This is a genomic window from Gleimia hominis (assembly GCF_002871945.2).
In the GTDB taxonomy this organism is placed as follows: Bacteria; Actinomycetota; Actinomycetes; order Actinomycetales; family Actinomycetaceae; genus Gleimia; species Gleimia hominis_A.
Genome location: NZ_CP126963.1, coordinates 1,023,471 through 1,040,985 on the forward strand (window position 1 = coordinate 1,023,471; position 17,515 = coordinate 1,040,985).

General features: G+C 60.2%; 13 protein-coding genes and 1 tRNA gene. 2 read left to right on the forward strand and 12 right to left on the reverse strand.

Features of this window, described 5'->3' with window-relative positions:
- Positions 1-38: 38 nt before the first annotated feature.
- From CJ187_RS04630 to ileS, 7 genes are all read right to left on the reverse strand, one after another.
- Positions 39-3,641 carry a chromosome segregation SMC family protein gene (locus CJ187_RS04630; protein ID WP_284668044.1) on the reverse strand — a complete coding sequence of 1,201 codons (3,603 nt, stop codon included), beginning with the start codon at positions 3,639-3,641 and terminating at the stop codon, positions 39-41.
- Between the two features lie 53 nt (positions 3,642-3,694).
- Positions 3,695-4,162: a nucleoside-diphosphate kinase gene (ndk, locus tag CJ187_RS04635; protein ID WP_102217222.1), complete on the reverse strand. Its 468-nt coding sequence runs from the start codon at positions 4,160-4,162 to the stop codon at positions 3,695-3,697.
- Positions 4,163-4,181: 19 nt separating this feature from the next.
- The gene (dhaM, locus tag CJ187_RS04640) at positions 4,182-4,883 is read right to left on the reverse strand and encodes a dihydroxyacetone kinase phosphoryl donor subunit DhaM (RefSeq protein ID WP_102217221.1); all 702 of its coding nucleotides are present in this window, start codon (positions 4,881-4,883) and stop codon (positions 4,182-4,184) included.
- The gene (gene dhaL, locus CJ187_RS04645) at positions 4,876-5,505 is read right to left on the reverse strand and encodes a dihydroxyacetone kinase subunit DhaL (protein ID WP_102217220.1); all 630 of its coding nucleotides are present in this window, start codon (positions 5,503-5,505) and stop codon (positions 4,876-4,878) included. Before dhaL ends, dhaM begins: the two co-directional genes overlap by 8 nt.
- Entirely contained in the window at positions 5,506-6,507 is a 1,002-nt protein-coding gene (gene dhaK, locus CJ187_RS04650; RefSeq protein ID WP_102217219.1) for a dihydroxyacetone kinase subunit DhaK, read from the reverse strand.
- 105 nt (positions 6,508-6,612) lie between these two features.
- Positions 6,613-8,121 (reverse strand): bifunctional folylpolyglutamate synthase/dihydrofolate synthase, encoded by a 1,509-nt coding sequence (locus tag CJ187_RS04655; RefSeq protein ID WP_233187420.1) that lies wholly within the window; start codon positions 8,119-8,121, stop codon positions 6,613-6,615.
- Complete coding sequence (ileS, locus tag CJ187_RS04660) at positions 8,118-11,366, reverse strand: isoleucine--tRNA ligase (RefSeq protein ID WP_102217218.1); 3,249 nt, start codon at positions 11,364-11,366, stop codon at positions 8,118-8,120. The genes CJ187_RS04655 and ileS overlap by 4 nt, the downstream gene beginning before the upstream one ends.
- A gap of 547 nt (positions 11,367-11,913) precedes the next feature.
- Here ileS and CJ187_RS04665 point away from each other — a divergent pair.
- Complete coding sequence (locus CJ187_RS04665) at positions 11,914-12,303, forward strand: PaaI family thioesterase (protein ID WP_199171137.1); 390 nt, start codon at positions 11,914-11,916, stop codon at positions 12,301-12,303.
- 80 nt (positions 12,304-12,383) lie between these two features.
- Here CJ187_RS04665 and CJ187_RS04670 read toward each other — a convergent pair whose 3' ends face one another.
- From CJ187_RS04670 to CJ187_RS04685, 4 genes are all read right to left on the reverse strand, one after another.
- A complete protein-coding gene (locus CJ187_RS04670) occupies positions 12,384-13,295 on the reverse strand; it encodes a cytochrome b/b6 domain-containing protein (RefSeq protein WP_102217217.1) in 912 nt (303 codons plus the stop codon).
- Between the two features lie 100 nt (positions 13,296-13,395).
- Positions 13,396-13,468, reverse strand: a tRNA-His gene (locus CJ187_RS04675).
- Between the two features lie 125 nt (positions 13,469-13,593).
- Positions 13,594-14,505, reverse strand: a complete 912-nt coding sequence (locus CJ187_RS04680) for an ATP-grasp domain-containing protein (RefSeq protein ID WP_102217216.1) — start codon at positions 14,503-14,505, stop codon at positions 13,594-13,596.
- Between the two features lie 67 nt (positions 14,506-14,572).
- Positions 14,573-15,682: a D-alanine--D-alanine ligase family protein gene (locus CJ187_RS04685; RefSeq protein WP_102217215.1), complete on the reverse strand. Its 1,110-nt coding sequence runs from the start codon at positions 15,680-15,682 to the stop codon at positions 14,573-14,575.
- A 132-nt stretch (positions 15,683-15,814) separates the two neighbouring features.
- On the opposite strand from CJ187_RS04685, the gene CJ187_RS04690 reads away from it, so the two are divergent.
- On the forward strand, positions 15,815-16,639 hold the full coding sequence (locus CJ187_RS04690) for an AMIN-like domain-containing (lipo)protein (protein ID WP_146003128.1): 825 nt from the start codon (positions 15,815-15,817) through the stop codon (positions 16,637-16,639).
- 126 nt (positions 16,640-16,765) lie between these two features.
- On the opposite strand, the gene CJ187_RS04695 is transcribed toward CJ187_RS04690, so the two are convergent.
- On the reverse strand, positions 16,766-17,515 hold the full coding sequence (locus CJ187_RS04695; protein ID WP_233187419.1) for a lysophospholipid acyltransferase family protein: 750 nt from the start codon (positions 17,513-17,515) through the stop codon (positions 16,766-16,768).

Here is a 17,515-nt window from a genome sequence, read left to right on the forward strand (position 1 = left end):
TAGACCGGGTGCGCAGCTGCAACCACGTCGCGGTCCGTTCAGTTTTCATCTGCTTGCGCCTGCGGGGTCTGCGCCAACTTCTGCGACACCACTTGCGTCACCCCATCGCGCATAGTCACCCCGTACAGCGCATCTGCAATCCGCATCGTCCGCTTCTGGTGGGTGATAATGATCAGCTGGGAATCCTCCTGCAACTGCTTAAAAATAGTGATCAAACGCGACAGGTTAACGTCATCGAGAGCCGCTTCAACCTCATCCATAACGTAGAACGGGGAAGGCCGAGCCTTAAAAATCGCAACTAGCAGCGCGACCGCCGCAAGTGAACGCTCCCCACCCGACAGCAAGGAGAGGCGGGTAATCTTCTTCCCCGCCGGCCGGGCAGAAATCTCAATCCCAGTTTGCAGCATGTCCTCAGGATCCGTGAGCGCCAAGTGGCCCGCGCCGCCCGGAAATAAGGTGGCGAACACCTGCTCAAACGCTTCCGCCGTGTCGTAGAACGCCAACGCAAACGCTTCCTGCACCTGGGCATCCACCGCGTCTACAATCCCAAGCAGGTCGTTCTTCGACTCCAACAAGTCGCGCAGCTGGTCGGTTAAAAACTGGTGCCGCTGCTCGAGCGCGCGATGCTCCTCAAGCGCCAACGGATTCACATTCCCCAGCCGTTTCAGCTCTTTTTGCGCCCGCCCCAGCCGCTGCTGCTGTTCCTCACGATCATATGGATAGGGTTCAGGTGCCTCAACTGGAACAGCCGGCCCGTACTGCGCCAACAGGGCCTGCGGCTCCAGCCCTAATTCGGCTTGGGCACGCTCCACCACCCGTTCATAGTTGAGCACCAGCTCTTGCTTGGCAATCTCGTCGCGATGCGCCTCGTCCGTCAGTGCAATCAGCTCTGCCCGCCGCGCATCCACCTCTTTGCGCAACGCATCCGCCCGATCGCTAAATTCACTCCGCGCGGATTCCGCTTGCTTCAACGCCTCCCCCGCCTGGTTCAACGCCGCATCCGCAGCCTGCAGAGGGCCTTGCAGCCGCTCCACGATACTCACCAGCGCTGCGTGGCGCCGCACCCGCCGCTGCTCCTGCCGCTCGTACGCATGTACCTGTTCGCGCGCACGAGCCAGCTGCGTGCGTAAAGACCGCGCTCGATCCCGCGCCCGTTTCGACTGCTCTTCCAACGTACGCGCGTCGAGGCGCACCTGGGTTTCATTAGCCCGCGCCTGCTTAGCCTGCGTTTCACACCGCTGGGCACGCTCTAACGCCTCCGCCGGATCCGCCCCCTCAGGCACATCCTGCACCTGCCGCTGCCGAACCTGCGCCGCCTCCAGGCGCTGTACCGCATCGCGCGCGCGTTTACGAGCGGTTTCTAACGACTCTCCCAAACGCTGTTGCTCCGCCTGGGCCGCGCGCAATGCCGACAGGACCCGCGCTCTGCGCTCCGACTGCTGCGCCTTCTTTGCATCCGCCGCACGCACCGCCTGCAAACTCTGATGCGCAGCTTTAACCGCCGCATCGTAGTGCTCACGCGCCGCCTGCAGTTTCTTACGCACATCCGTCAAGTGCGCTTGGGCGCTCTCGGTTTGCTTGCGCGCCACCTCGTACTCCGCGCGCCGCTCCAGAACCGACGCGTGCACTCGCCCAGCGGTCCGCACCGCGTAACGCGTCAGCACATCCCCCGCGCGCGTCGCCACCGCGCGCACCCCCGGGGTTCGCACCGCAGCCACCGCGGCGGGCAGATCCTCCACCAGCAGGCAGTCAGCCAGCACCTCCCGGCTCACACCCGCCACTTCCACACTGGTTTCCACCGCGCTCAACGCAGCGACAGCGCCCTCGGGCCCAGTCCCCTCTAGACCACGCTCCTCGCGCCCGCTCGCCTCTAAACCATGCTGCGCCGGCCCACTACCCGCCGCCTCCGAGCTGGCTTCTACCGGATCCAACGCGCGCTCGCTCCCGACGTCCGGCCCCACTGGTTCAGCACTGGCGATCACCACGCGGCGGGCCCCTTCCCCACTCAGCGACGTAACCACATCCAAATCATCGACCACAACCGCGTCAGAAAACGGAGTTAGCAGCGCCGCAACCGCGTTCTCCCACCCGGAAGCTACCCGCACGAACTGCGACAGCGTCCCGCGGGCACGCGAATCCTCAAGCAGTAGCGCAGTCTCATCATCTGGCGCTAGTCCGCGGTGCAGCGTGTCGCGCCGCGCCCGCCACGTCGCCGCACTCGCCTGCGCGTCGCGCTCAGTAGCAAGCAGCTCGTCCACCACTTCCCGCGCCCGATCCCGCGTTTCCACGGCTTTCTCATGTTCACGCGCAGGGCCGGATTCCTCCTCGGGAGCCACGGTTCCCAGTTCCTCCACCGCAGCTCTAGCGCGGGTGGTGCGCTCGCGGGCTCCCGCAACTGATTCCTCCATGCGTTTCATATCCGCTTGTGCGCTATGCACCCCCTGCTGGGCGGTTTGCACGTCCCCCACTAGGCGGGCGACCTGTTCGCGGTGTTGCGCGCGTTCGGACTCGAGGCGCCGTGCCAACCGCTGTGCCTGCGCCGCCGCTTCCTCCGCGGCCTCCCGGTCTTTACGGGCCTGGTCTAAACGGGTGGCGCTGGCTTCCAACTGTTTCAGTAGCTCACTGTCCTCAGAGTTCGCTCGTTCACTGCGTTCTTGTAGTTGCGCCAGGTCCACCGCGGGCCTGGTCGGCGCGTGCGCGGCCTGTTGAACCCGTTCTTTCGCTACCGAATCCAAGGTTCCCAGCGCCGCGTTAACCGCGTTTAGATCCTGCCAAATAACAGTTAGTTCTTGCGCCCTCGGGGCCCCTTTGCGCGCCTGTTCTTCCGTCTCGGCCAGCTGCTGCTTGAGCGTCCCCATGCGCTCTTCCATTTCAGCTCGGCGCTTAGCCACGCCTTCCCCCTGTGCGTTCGCCACTTCGAGGCGCTCCGTGAGGTCTTGCAGTTCATCCGCCAGCAGCCGCGCTTGCGCATCGCGAATCACAGCCTGCACCTGCGCCGCTTTCCGCGCTGCTTTCGCCTGCCGCGCGAGGGGCCGCAACTGCCGAGCGAGCTCATTAGCCAGGTCCCGAACCCGATGCAGGTTAGCCTCCATTGAATCCAGTTTTTTTAGCGCCCGTTCTTTGCGCCGGCGGTGTTTCAGCACGCCCGCGGCTTCCTCAATGAAACCGCGCAACTCCATTGGGCCCGCGGACAAGATAGCATCTAACTGCCCCTGGCCAACAATCACGTGCATTTGCCGGCCCATCCCCGTATCCGACAGGAGTTCTTGAATGTCCAGCAGGCGGCACGGATTATTATTAATGGAGTACTCGGAGCCGCCACCGCGGAACAGGGTGCGGGAAATCGTCACTTCCGTGTAGTCGATCGGTAAGGCCCCGTCGCTGTTATCAATCGTGAGGGACACTTGCGCTCGCCCCAGTGGCGCGCGGCCCGAGGTTCCCGCGAAAATAACGTCGGCCATCTGCCCACCCCGCAGGGTTTTAGCGCCCTGCTCTCCCATTACCCACGCGAGGGCGTCCACCACGTTTGACTTTCCAGATCCGTTGGGCCCCACCACGCACGTTATTCCGGGTTCGAGGTTCAGGGTGGTAGCGGATGCGAACGATTTAAATCCGCGCAGAGTCAGGGTTTTAAGGTGCACAGTTGCTTATTATACGGGCCCGCCGCCAAGCGGCGGCGGACCCGAGGGGAGAACTATTTCTTCTCGTCTTCAAACACGAGCTCTGGGAACCACAGGGAGATTTCCCGGTCCGCTGATTCAGTTGAATCTGAACCGTGTACCACGTTCTCAATCTGCCCGGTTCCCCAGTCGCGCGCCAAGTCACCGCGGATCGTTCCCGGCTGCGCCACCGTGGGGTTCGTGGCGCCCATCATGTGTCGGAACCCTTCAATCACGCGGTCACCTTCCACGACCACCGCAACCAGGGGGCCAGACTGCATGTAGGCCACGAGGTCTTTGAAGAAATGTTTTTCACGGTGCTCGACGTAGTGGCGTTCGAGCAGTTCCGTGGAGGCTTTCTTAATTTTCAGCCCTTTGAGCACGTATCCTTTGCGTTCGATCCGGCGCAGTACTTCACCGGTCAAGCCGCGTTTGAACCCATCCGGTTTGATGAGTACCAGCGTGTGTTCTTTCTCTGGGTCCAGCAGGTCTGGAGTAGGCATATTGTTCCTTTCTACGCTGTTATTGCGCATCCTTTTGGGTTTCGTTAATCGTGTTGACCACGTTGTCTAACGCCTCTTCCGCTTGTGGTCCGCGGGCCACGACGGTTACCGTGTCGCCGTCTTTTAGGCCCAATCCCATTACTGATAGTACCGAATCGGCTTCTACCTCGTTGATTGTCACTACCGCATCGTAGTTCGCCGCAACCCGCGCGATTTTAGCGGCCGGTCGGGCATGCAGACCAGCCGGGTCGTGGATGGTTGCTTGCGCGGTCACGGCCTGTGCGTTTGCGTAGTCTTCTTCCGATTCCGCTTGAGGTTCAGGCTCGCTCTGTGCTCTCCACTGCTGCGCGGCTTGGCGGGCCGCTTGCGCAACGGTGGATGCGTCGCCGCCACCTTGAGCTGCAACAGCTGCGGCTACAGCGCCCTCAACGAAAGGGGCATCCGCAAACACTACGGGTTCGTCGTCTAGGAACTCTAGTACGGATTCGGCGGTGAGGGTGGCTGACCCCAGGTCGGTTAGCACCACCACGGATCCGGCTTTGAGCATTTCGCTGAGGGCGTCGTCGACTTTGTCGTAAGACGTTCCCAACCTGCCGTCAGCGGTTCCGGCAGCGGTTTTCATAGTCACGTTTGGTGCCATTTGCGCCGCGAGCGCAGCGAGACCGTTGGCGAGCTGTTCGCTGTGCGACACCAGCAGCAGCGCCGTCGTGGTCTCACTCATCTACCGCTCCTAGAGCAGCCTGGAAAATCAGTGCGGTAGAAACCGCCCCCGGATCCAGGTGTCCAACGGAGCGTTCTCCCAGGTAGGAAGCCCGGCCTTTGCGGGCCCGCATGGGTTTAGTCGCCTCCGCGCCGGCGTGCGCACCGGCCGCCGCCGCTTCCAGCACTGCGCCTGGCTCAGCACCATCCGCAACGGCCTCGCGGGTGGCCCGCGCGGCCTGCGCTAACGCGTCCACCATAGTCTTCTCGCCGGGCGCTGCTTTGCCCCGCGCCTGCACGCCGTCGAGCATGGCTTCCACGAGCGCGTTCACGTCCGCCGCTTCAAGGGCTGGCGCATTCACAACCTTAGCGGCCCGCAAAAAAGCGGTGCCGTACAGGGGGCCGGCTGCCCCACCGACGGTAGACATGAGGGTTTTCGCGGTCAGTTTTAGCGCACTCGCAATCGAATCGGGTTCGTTTTCTTCTAGGCGTTTACGCAGTGCCGTGAACCCGCGGTCCATGTTTTCACCGTGGTCGCCATCGCCAATCGCCCGATCCAGATCCACTAGTTCCTCACGGTTTTCACGCATCAACGCGGCGGTGTCATTCAACCACCGCACCGCCCAAGCGGTGTCTAAACTCATTTACATTCCCTTCCGGTACCCCGGTGTTAAAGCGGGCGCATCCACCAGTTCCAACATTCCCTCATCGACACGAAGCATGGTAACGGAACAGCCCGGCATCTCCAGGCTCGTAACAAAGTTACCCACCAGCATGCGGACTGGTTCAACCCCATCGTCATCCAGTAGTTGCCCGAGCTTGCGGTTCACTATGTACAGTTCCGACAGTGGCGTGCCCCCCATGCCGTTCACCAACGTTACCACCTTGTCGCCCGTCTTAAACGGCAGGTCCTCCTGCACCTTCTCGTACAGCTCCGCGACCAACACGTCTGCTTCCCGCATGGATGTGCGCCGGTAACCGGGTTCCCCGTGAATCCCGATCCCGAGCTCCACTTCTCGCTCCCCCAAGTCGAACGAGGGCTTACCCGCATGCGGAACCGTGCACGGACCCAGCGCCAACCCCATGGACCGCATGTTGTCGCACACGGCCTGCGCAACGGACTGCACCTGATCTAGATCGTCACCGCGTTCCGCAGCCGCCCCCGCGATCTTCTCCACCAAGAAGGTTCCCGCCACACCGCGCCTGCCCGCGGTGTACAAAGAGTCTTCGACCGCAACGTCGTCCGCAACCACAACCGTGCGCACGTCCACGTCTTCCATTTGCGCCAGTTCCGCCGCGGTTTCAAAGTTCAGCACGTCGCCCGTGTAGTTCTTCACGATATGCAGCACGCCGGCACCGCGATCCACCTGCTGCGTCGCCGCAACAATCGGATCCGGGGTGGGGGACGTGAAAACCGGGCCGGGCACTGCCGCATCCAACATCCCGTATCCAACGTAGCCCGTGTGCAGGGGCTCGTGGCCAGACCCACCCCCGGAAACGAGCGCTACCTTCCCCTCGTCTTTGGCTTGCTTTCGGTACACGTACGCGGGATCGTACTCAACTTGCACCAGATCACCGTGCGCCAGAGCGAATCCTTCTAAGGACTCGCGCACTACCTCATGGACATCATTGACCAGTTTCTTCATTGTTCTCCTCGAACTACGCTCAATAAAGCAGATGGGACAAACGTGAATACAATCACGATTGTCCCATCATTACTTCCGTATTACCAGGGTTTAGTGCGCGTGCGTTTAAAGCCGCTGGTTTTGTTCTTTCATGAGGTCCCGCACGTGGCCCACGAGGACGACGGAACCGAACACCACCACCCCGTTTGACGCCGCCGGATCGGTCGACGCGTCCGCTTGCTCAACCGCCTGGTCGATCGCATCCAGCAAAGAGTGCTGCACACTCACCCGGTCGGGTCCGAACACGTCCACCGCGACCTCCCCCAGGTCTTGCGCCGGCATAGCGCGGGGCGTGTCCATCCCGGTGATAACGATCGAATCTAGGATCGGTTCCATTTCGGACAGCACGGCCTCCACGTTCTTATCCGCCATCGCAGCGTACACGCCGACCATGTGGGTGTAGTCAAACGACTCCCCAAGCGCGGTGGCGAGCGCGCGGGCCCCGTGCGGATTGTGCGCGGCGTCCACCACGATCGACGGGGAGGTGCGCACCACCTCTAACCGCCCCGGGGAGGTTGCGGATGCGAACCCTTCTTCCACGAGCGTGCCCTCGAGAGCGCGACCGCCGTTAAACGCTTCCATCGCCGCAAGAGCTAACGCCGCGTTCTGCGCCTGGTGGGCGCCCACGAGCGGGACGAACACGTCGGCGTACACGGCTGCGGGAGTGCGCACAGTCAGCATTTGCCCACCGACCGCTAGGCGCCGCTGCGCAACCTCAAAGTCCCGGCCTTCAACTCGAAGTTGGGCATCTACCTCACGGGCACGCTGCTCCAAAATTTCCATAACTTCGGGTTCTTGGTGCGCAACAATGGCCACGCTCCCGGGTTTGATTATTCCCGCTTTCTCCGCCGCAATCTGACGCAGTGTGGAACCAAGCCATTTCTCGTGGTCGTGTGCGATCGGGGCAATCACCGCCACTTCCGCGTCGAGCACGTTGGTGGCATCCCACGTACCCCCCATGCCCACTTCCACCACGGCGGCGTCCACGGGAATATCCGCGAACCCCGCAAGCGCTATTACCGTGAGGATTTCGAAGAACGACATGCGGGGCTTGCCAGCCTGCTCGTTCGCTTCATCAACCATGTCGAGGTAGAGCGCGACGTCGTCGAACAGGGCGTTGAACTGCGCTTCCGTAACCGGTTCGTCGTTAATGCTGATGCGTTCGCACATGCTGTGCAAGTGCGGACTGGTGTAGCGCCCCACCTTCCGCCCCGTAGCCATCAGCAATGCAGAAAGCATGCGCGCGGTTGAGGTTTTCCCGTTTGTGCCCGTAATGTGCACGCTCCGGTACGTGGTTTGCGGATCCCCGAGGATTCCCAGGGCCATGCGCACGCGTTCTAATGACGGCTGTATCTTGTGCTCCGGGGCGCGCGCTAGAATCGCCTGTTCAATCGCCCGGTATCGCTCGTGGATTGCCACGCGCTCCTCGTTCCCGAGTTTGGTTGCCTGCGGCGGCGTTTCCTGCTCCTCTTCAGGCAGCATGTGCAGCGACCCTAACGCGGACCGCAGGTCGGTTGACACGTCGCGGTCCATTATTTCGCTGAGTTTACGTTCCGTATCCAGATCCTCAGTCACGATCGTTTCGTCACCTCAATCTTCACTTCGTCCACACCGCCGGTGATGTGCGTTTCGAGTGCGAGCACTTCGTGGGCAATCATGTCCGCATGCGTGCGGGCGGCGGCCACATGTTCGTTTGGTACCTGCAGCGTGAGGTTGATGCGGTCTGAAATATCCAAGCCCGCTTGTTTCCGTGCGTCTTGGATGGCGCGCACGAGGTCGCGTGCGTACCCTTCCGCTTTTAGTTCCTCATCCAGTTGCGTATCTAGGACCACGAATGAGCCCGATCCGAGCACTGTGGCCGACTGTCCTTCTTCCGCTTGCACGACGGTAGCGAGTTTAACTTGGTCTCCACTCAGCCGCACAGGTTCGCCTTCTACGAGCACGGTTGGGAAAACAACGCTGCCGTCTTCCGCTTGCCACTGCCCTTGTTTTTGCGCTGCGAACAGTTTTGACGTGTAGCGCCGCACCGCGGGGTCGAATGCGCGCGGGTTCAGCGTGAGTTCTTGCCTGGTTTCTAATCCGGAGGTGTCCGGCGCGCTCAAACGCACGTTTTTCACGTTTACTTCTGAGGCAATGAGGTGCTTGTAAGCCTCCAGGTTTTGCGCCAGTGGGGATACTACCGTGAGGGAGCGCAGCGGTTGGCGGACGCGGATCTGTTCGGCTTTGCGCAGTGAGTGGCCGCCAGAGACGACGTCGCGCACCTCATTCATGGTTTGCAGTAGTTCGTCGTTTGCCCACGCCTGCCCGATATGCGGGTAGTCCGTGAGGTGCACTGACTCACCGCCGGTTAGGCCCCTCCAGATCTCTTCTGTGACCAGTGGCAGCAGTGGTGCGGACACGCGCATGAGCACTTCCAGTGCCGTGTACAGGGTGTCGAACGCGTCGTGGTCCTCATCCCAGAACCGTTGGCGCGACACGCGCACGTACCAGTTGGTCAGCAGGTCCAAGTGGGCGCGCACCAGTTCGCATGCTCCGGGAATATCAAACCGGTTTTGCGCCGCTTCCACCTCTATCGCTAGTTGCCTGGTGCGGGCAAGCAAGTACTGGTCCATGACGGGCAGGGCCTTCACCCGCGCCTCATCATCTGGAGCGATCGCGGTCGCAAGGTAGCCGCTCCCTTTCGCACACGTTTTTGCGTACAGCGCGAAGAAGTAGTAGGCGTTCCACATGGGCAGCACGATCTGGCGTACCGTGTCGCGAATTCCCCGTTCAGTTACCACGAGGTTCCCGCCGTTCACCACGTTTGAGGACATGAGGAACCAGCGCATGGCATCGGACCCGTAGTCGTTGAACACACCGTTCACATCCGGGTAGTTGCGCAGTGATTTACTCATTTTCCGACCGTCGTCACCGAGGACGATGCCGTGGCTCACGCAGTTGTTGAACGCGGGGCGGTCAAACAGTGCGGTAGCGAGCACGTGAAGCGTGTAGAACCACCCGCGGGTTTGCCCAATGTATTCAACAATGAAGTCACCCGGGTAATGGTCTTCAAACCAGTCTTCGTTCTCAAACGGGTAGTGCACCTGTGCGAACGGCATCGACCCGGAGTCGAACCAGCAGTCCAACACGTCGGGGATCCGCCGCATCGTGGACTGCCCGGTTGGGTCATCCGGGTTCGGGCGAGTCAGAGAGTCAATAAAGGGGCGGTGGAGGTTATCTACCTTCACCCCGAAGTCGCGCTCCAGTTCCTCAAAAGACCCGTATACGTCAATGCGGGGGTAATCGGGATTATCCGACTTCCACACCGGGATTGGGCTCCCCCAGAACCGGTTGCGGGAAATCGACCAGTCCCGCGCTCCCTCAAGCCACTTCCCGAACTGGCCGTGCTTGATGTGCGCAGGACACCAGTTGATCTGCTCGTTCAACTCCACCATGCGGTCGCGGAAAGCGGTTACTTGCACGAACCAAGAAGACACCGCCCGGTAGATCAGGGGTTTGCGGCAACGCCAGCAGTGCGGGTAGGAGTGGGCGAAAGACTGCTGGCGCACCAGGCGGGCACGCTCGCTGCGGGGAGTGCGCGCCACGGGCCCTTCGTCTTCTTCCCAACCGCGCCGCAGGTCCCGGGTGATTGGCTTGTTTGCGTCGAACACTTGCAGGCCTTCGTAATCGGGAACTTCGGCAGTGAACTTACCGGCCTCGTCAACGGGCACGACGGCGCGGATGTTGTTTTCCACGCACACGTTCATGTCGTCTTCACCGAACGCGGGGGCGATGTGCACCAGCCCGGTGCCGTCTTCCGTAGTGACGAAGTCCGCGGCAATCACGTGCCACGCGTTTTCACCCGGCGCCTCATCTTTGCCGCGGCCGACGAAGTAGTCGAAGATTGGGGTGTATGCGCGGCCCACTAAATCACTGCCTTTATATGTGGCAACCACCCGGGGGTCTTCCCCCAGTTCTGCCGCGTACCGGTCCACTAGCGCCTGGGCGAGCACCACTTTCTCCCCCACCAACTCACCTTCGGTGGGTTCAACTGTCACGTAGTCCGTATTCGGATCCACTGCGATCGCGAGGTTAGATGGCAGTGTCCACGGGGTGGTGGTCCAGATCAGGGCCAGCTCCCCGGTTTCCAAACGCATGCCGACGGTGAGCGTGTTGTCTTGCCGGTCCTGGTAGACGTCGTCATCCATTTTTAGTTCGTGGTTCGACAGCGGGGTTTCGTCGTTCCAACAGTATGGAAGCACCCGGTAGCCCTCATAAACCAGACCTTTATCCCACAGGGTTTTAAACGCCCAGATCACGGACTCCATGTAGGTGGGGTCGAGGGTCTTGTAGTCATTTTCGAAATCGACCCAGCGGGCTTGGCGGGTAACGTATTCTTCCCACTCGTCGGTGTAGCGCAACACGGACGACCGGCAGGCGTCGTTGAACGCGGCGATACCGATACCGCCTTCCCCTTCAATCTGGGATTTGTCTTCTATCCCGAGGATCCGTTCGGCCTCCAGTTCCGCCGGGAGGCCGTGCGTGTCCCACCCGAACCGGCGTTCCACGTGCCGGCCCTGCATCGTTTGGTACCGGCCCACGATGTCTTTAACGTAACCGGTTAGCAGGTGCCCATAGTGAGGCAGGCCGTTAGCGAACGGGGGGCCGTCGTAGAAAACGAACTCGTTATCACCGTTCTTACCGGCCGGGCGTTGGGCAATGGACTTCTTGAACGTATCGTCCGTTTTCCAGTACGCGAGGACGTCGCGTTCAACGTCTGGGAAAAATGGGGATGCTTCTACGTCACCACTGCGGTGCAAGGGGTAATTCTTCTCGCTCACGTTACCTGTCCTCGAGTCCTAATCGTCTGTCGTCGAGGACGTGGCCGACCACGGGGTCGGTTGCGCGGTACCACCTCGCTTGCCCCACCGCGAACACGTGTTTCCCGCACCACCCTCATGGGGTGGTTGCCAGGTTCTACCAGTTACCGGGCTTCACCGGCTACCGGGATACACCAGGAACCGGGCTACGCCGGCTCCCGGGTTTAACGAGTGCTCGTGGGGCCGCTTGTTATCTGCTATTTCGGGCTTACCCGCCCGGTTCTAATAAGCGTTAACGCGTTTCTTCCGGGTGGCTCGTCGGTGATATCCGCAGGTAGAACCAAGTTTTGCAAGAACGCGAAGTTCGCGGGTTCTTCAAGCGGGCCGAGTCTATGCCGTTGCTCGCCATTGTAACGAACCGGATTGTTAAACTAAACCCCGAATGCGGCTGCGGACTGTGTTTTTGCTTACGCATTTTCCGCCCTGCGTTTGGTACCCAGGTTAGACAAGACTTTGCACACGCGTGAGGCGATAGCCTACACGTAGGTTATAGACGAAGGAGGAGCCCGTGGACGCAACAGTGATGGGCGCGTTAGCGCACAAAATGGGGATTGAACTGGTGGACCTGTCTGCTGAGGGAGGTTACGCGACTATGCCCGTGGAAGGTAATACGCAGCCAATTGGTTTGCTGCACGGTGGGGCGTCTGCCGTTTTAGCCGAGCAGTTGGGTTCCCTCGTGGCCCGCGCAAATGCGCCCAAGGGAAAAACCGCGGTGGGGATTGAACTGAATGTTACACATCACTCCTCGGCGCGCAGTGGGCGGGTGCATGCGCGCGCGCAAACGCTGAAGGCGGGCAGGTCCCTCGTGGCAACACAAATTCAGATTCGCGACGACGCAGACCAGTTGTGCGCCAGCGCGCGCCTTACCTGCATGCTGATTGACGCACCCAAAAACTAAGGCTTTTCTGTCCGCCCACCTTAAACGCACGTTTACAACCCGGGGCTGCCTGGGCGCGAAATGCAACTCCCAAAACCCCGCTACCGGCGGGTGACGCGACCAAACAAAGTGGCGAAGGTTCGCATCAGCACGGGCTTTAACCCCCAGGTGGCGAACGCGGTTAATGCCAGTACTACAACTGCCACCACCAGGCCCCACAGGCTGTTGTCGTTGCGGGCAGCGAACATGTGGTTGAGGTTTTGAATCAGCCCAGTGCTGGCCACCAGCACCAGGTGCACGACCACGAATAGGCCGTACGCGATCATGGTTGGAAAGTGGATTGCCCGTGCCCACGGCATGGGGAATGCTCGGTTCCACTTTTTTGGCCACAGGGTGGACATCCGCCAGCCGGTGATTATCGCCAGTGGGGTCAGAATGAACACAACGGCAAAGTACGCCAGCATTTGCAACGCGTTGTACGCGATCCACCCATTGTCGGCCGGCCAGTGGAACGAAAGGTATTGCAAGGCCACGGACGCGCTGTGGGCGAACACGTCCCAGCTGGTTGGAATCAGCCGGACCCAGCGTCCAGAAATGAACATGAGTACGACGTACCCGAGTCCGCTAACCATCCACAGCACGTCCACCAGCACGTGCGTGAACTGCAGGACACTCACCTTTGGGGATTTGCGCGGCCATTTTGGTTTGAGGTACCCGGCGCCTCGGCGCGAAAACCTCACTTGCATACCGGTTTTCACGATGAGGGCCATGAAGAATATGTTCAGTGCGTGAAGTGCGCACACCCAGGCGGCGTTGCCCTCAAACTCGGCACCGGTAGCAACCCCGGGGTATTTAGACACGAAGTGCTGAACGGCAGCTGTGTTCCACGACAGGCACGCGGCAACCACCAATGCTAAGAGCGCGAGCGCAGCCCCTGCCCACGCATAGCGGTGGGACGCTATCGACTCGACCGCGGCCTTAACGATTGGTGACTTCACCGAGTTTTTTCGCACAGAATATCCCTTTTTAACAGTTTTTCGTTCGAGTGCATGCTATCGAAAAAGTAGAGGTAAGTGCATATAAAAAACCGGGGGTTGAACCCCCGGTGAGCTGGGTGAGTGACGGGGCTCGAACCCGCGACATCCTGGACCACAACCAGGTGCTCTACCAGCTGAGCTACACCCACCATCACCACTTCTTGAGTGAAGCAGCAAGACCTTACTTTACCAGCACGCTCAGCTAAACCCAAAACCAATGAGCGTTAGGAAAATCACGCTCAGACTTGTAGGCGGCTGGTGTCAGAATCAGTTTTTACCAGTGCACTCGCTGTGCGATCGCGTCTGCGAAGTTGCGTTTCGCATCTGCCGAGGAGTCGAGGTACAGCTGCGCGTCCACCAGCCCGACTTCCATTATGCGGAACGACCCTTCTCCGTCGGGCACCACGTCCACTCGGTTGAATAGAAACTGGGTGTCGTGACCGATCTTGTCGCGCATAACTTCGTGCAGCACGTTGCGAATCTGTTCGCCCCAACGCCACTCTTCCGGCGTGGCTTCGCGCGCCCGGTTGCGGGTTTCATGCATGAGTTCGTCGGTCACGTGCGATGGGTGGAGCATCCCTTTTTTCTCGACCGCGTGCGAGACGAGCCCGTTGAAGAACACCAGGGAGATTTCCCCGTGTTCATCCACTGCGCTGAAGTAGCGCTGCAGCATCACGGAACGACCTGCAGACAGTAGTTCCATGGCGTGGAACACGGCGTTTGACCGGTCTTCGTTCAAGATCGCGCTGTACCGACCGATGTCGCGCAAACCCGATGATACCGCGGGTTTCAAAACGAAGTCCTGCAGTGCTGGGAAACGCGAGTGGATCCGGTGTTTCGTGAGTTTTTGTTCGGGTTCCAACCACGTTGTTTCAATGATCGGTAGCCCCCGGTCCGCCAGTTCCCGCAGGTAGTGCTTATCTGAGTTCCACGTCAATACTTCGGGCCGGTTTAAAATGCGTGGCACACTGCGGGCCCAGCTCAGGAATTCGTCGCGGCGTTTCGCGTAGTCCGACACGGACCGCACTACCACTACCCCCGCTTTTTCCCAGTCCATATCCGGGTCGTCCCAGAACTTGATTTGCGGGTCCATGTTCCGTTCGGCAAGTAGGTCGAGGATACCGGCTTCGTCTGAATACAGGTTCGGCATATCCCGGCTGGTTACAAGTGTTACGCGACGTTTCATAACTTCCACTATAGAGTACTTAGATTCTGTTTTACCGCAGGCCCACGGGACGGGCCCACGCCCGTTTTTACCGCAGGCCCACGGGACGGTTCAGTGCCTGTTCAATGAGCGTGGTGATCAGGTTCGGGTAAGCGATTCCGGTTGCCTGCCACATTTGCGGGTACATCGAGATAGGCGTGAAACCGGGCATCGTATTCACTTCGTTCAAGGTGATGCTGTCGGTTTGTTCGTCGTAGAAGAAGTCGACGCGCGCGAGGCCTTCGCAGCCCAGTGCGGTAAATGCTTCCACCGCGATTTGCTGGATCCGGGTCTGCACTTGTTCGGGTACTGCGGCTGGGCACGATAGTTCCGCTTGGTCTGCGGCCACGTACTTTGTGTTGTAGTCGTAGAACTCGCTGTCTTTTACCGCGATTTCTCCGCACACTGAGGCGCGGGGCCCCTCCTCGGTTTCCAGCACGCCGCATTCAATTTCGCGGCCCGCAATAGCTGCTTCTGCCACTATTCGCCGGTCGTATTCACGCGCGTGAGCGATGGCGTCTTCCAGTTCTTTCGGTTCCGTCACGTGGGTTATGCCCAGTGAAGAACCTGCGCGCGCGGGTTTAATGTAGAGGTCTGTGCCTACAGCGGAGACTTGGGCAAGTGCCCGCGAGCGGTCCGTGTGCCACAGTTCGTCGGTGATGAGTGTCCAGCGCCCCACGTTGATGCCGGCGGCGCGCAGCACTGTTTTCGCCAGGTGTTTATTCATCGCCACTGCGGAGGCCGCGACCCCGCACCCCACGTAGGGAACTGCGCACATTTCGAACAGCCCTTGGATCGTGCCGTCCTCGCCGTAGGGCCCGTGCAGCAGCGGGAAGATCACGTCCACGTCTTGTAGTTTGCCCAGGTTTCCGGGGCTTTGTTGGAAGATTGAGCGCGACCCTAACCACAGGGACACGGTTTCGTCGTCGGCTTCCACGGCACCTTCGGGCCTGTGGTCCATGCTGAATGCTTCTACGTCCCCTGTTACGTGCACCCAACGTCCGTCTTTCGTGATCCCAATGGGGAGGATTTCGAACTTCGTTTGGTCGATCGCGTTCATTACGGATGCGGCGGTTGCGCAGGAAACTTCGTGTTCCCCACTGCGCCCACCGAAGATTAATGCTACGCGGGTTTTGTGTGCACGCTGGGTTTGAGTCATGCCAAATACTTTACCGCTCCACTACAACCACTCTGTTCGTCCGCGCCGATGGTTTTAAGTTTTAACGCTCGGCTGCGTCAAGATGGCGGTGGCCAGCGGGGTTTGGCACACTAGTTACTATTAGGAGGCGGCATGGAAACAACAGGAAAAAGCAGGCACAACGTCGAGCGTCACCCCGCACCTGGGAGCGAGCAGCAACCCACACCTGTGAGCGAGCAGCACCCCACACCTGTGAGCGAGCGCAAACCGAGGCGAAAGAACCACCATCCCTTCACGACCTCGCGTTTAAAGCAGTTGGGGCGGGCATGTCTGACTATGGGAGCATGTGCGGCACTCACTGCCGCGTGTTCCAACACAACCTCAGACCAGCCCAGCAGCGCCCCTGCCAGCAGTTCGGCGTCGGCTTCCCCTCAGCATTCAAAGAGCGCTATTCCCACGCCAACTGCGTCACCCACCGCGGATTTGGACGAAGCAGACAGCGCCCCCACCCCCTCAGGCAAAAATGGTGAGCGCGATAGTCACCAGTGGACGCAAAACCCGATCGAACTCAAAGGATCCGAATCAGCGGGAGCGCTCGTACGGGATTTCCGCGTCGGTGAGCACGATGGGTACTACCGCGTGGTAGTCGAATTCGTAGGCGATAAACGACCGCAGGTTAAAGCCCAGTGGGCAACGCAGAAAGTTGTCGAAATGGGACGGGGATTGCCGCTGCCAATCCCTCAAGAACATGTGCTGGACATACGCATGATTGGAACGATCGCTCCGATAATGGCGGACCAGCAGAAGGTGGCGTACAACGGGCCGGCAGACAAGCGGTTAGACGCCCACACGATCGCGTGGTTCGACGGTAGTTACGAAGATCAAACCCACCTGGCGATCTCCACGGGCAAGCAAACCGGTGCATCCGCCGTGTTCTACGACTCCCCCACGCGTCTCGTGATTGACATTCAAAAATAACCACTGCCAGTAGGATCGGCTGAGCAGTCGGTGCCGACGAGTGCGGAAAAGAGGGGCACGGAAAACTTGCGGGCCACAAGAGGGAGAAAATTACTCCTGCCCCGGTGCAAGCTGCGGGTGGCGTCGTTAGGAGATGGTGGTGTCTCCCGCGTCGTCGTCTGCGGTTAAGTACCGGCCCAGTTTCGGATTCCACGGGTAGCGCGGAGGTTCTTCGTTCCGCAACGCAGCCACCATCTGCGTTATCACGCGTTGCATCCGGCGGGTAGCGGCATGCACGGCCGCGCGGTCTTCCTCATCTTGATTCAAATCGGACAGGTCGATCGCCGGCCCGGTATGCACCCACACGTCTTGCCGGCCCTTGAGGAACGGGATCGAATCGCGGAACCGGTGCATAATCTTGTGCCCACCCCACTGCGCCAGTGGAATCACTGGCACATTCATGGCGAACGCCAGGCGGGCCGCTCCAGTTTTGAACGTCATTGGCCACATGTCTGGATCGCGTGTGAGCGTACCTTCTGGGAAAAACGCGATCGACTCACCGTGGGCAATCGCATTTTTCGCGTTCTTCAGCGCGTCCCCAGCCTCGGAGGAAGAACGGTGAACCGGCACCATTTTTGCGCGTTTAAGCACCGTTTTCAGCAGGGGAACGTGGAACAAACTATCTTTCGCCAGGGCGCGCACGGCGTGTCCCTCGTCGCCCAGATAGTACATGACCATGAATGGATCGAACTCGGTCACGTGGTTCATGATCAAAATGAACGGGCCTTCTTTCGGGAGGTTCTCTTGTCCCGTCCAATGCGTACGCATCATAGGTCGGATCAGTGGGCCCGTGATCCGCAAAACCGCCTTATACATGCCTTCAGGTTTTTTACTCAC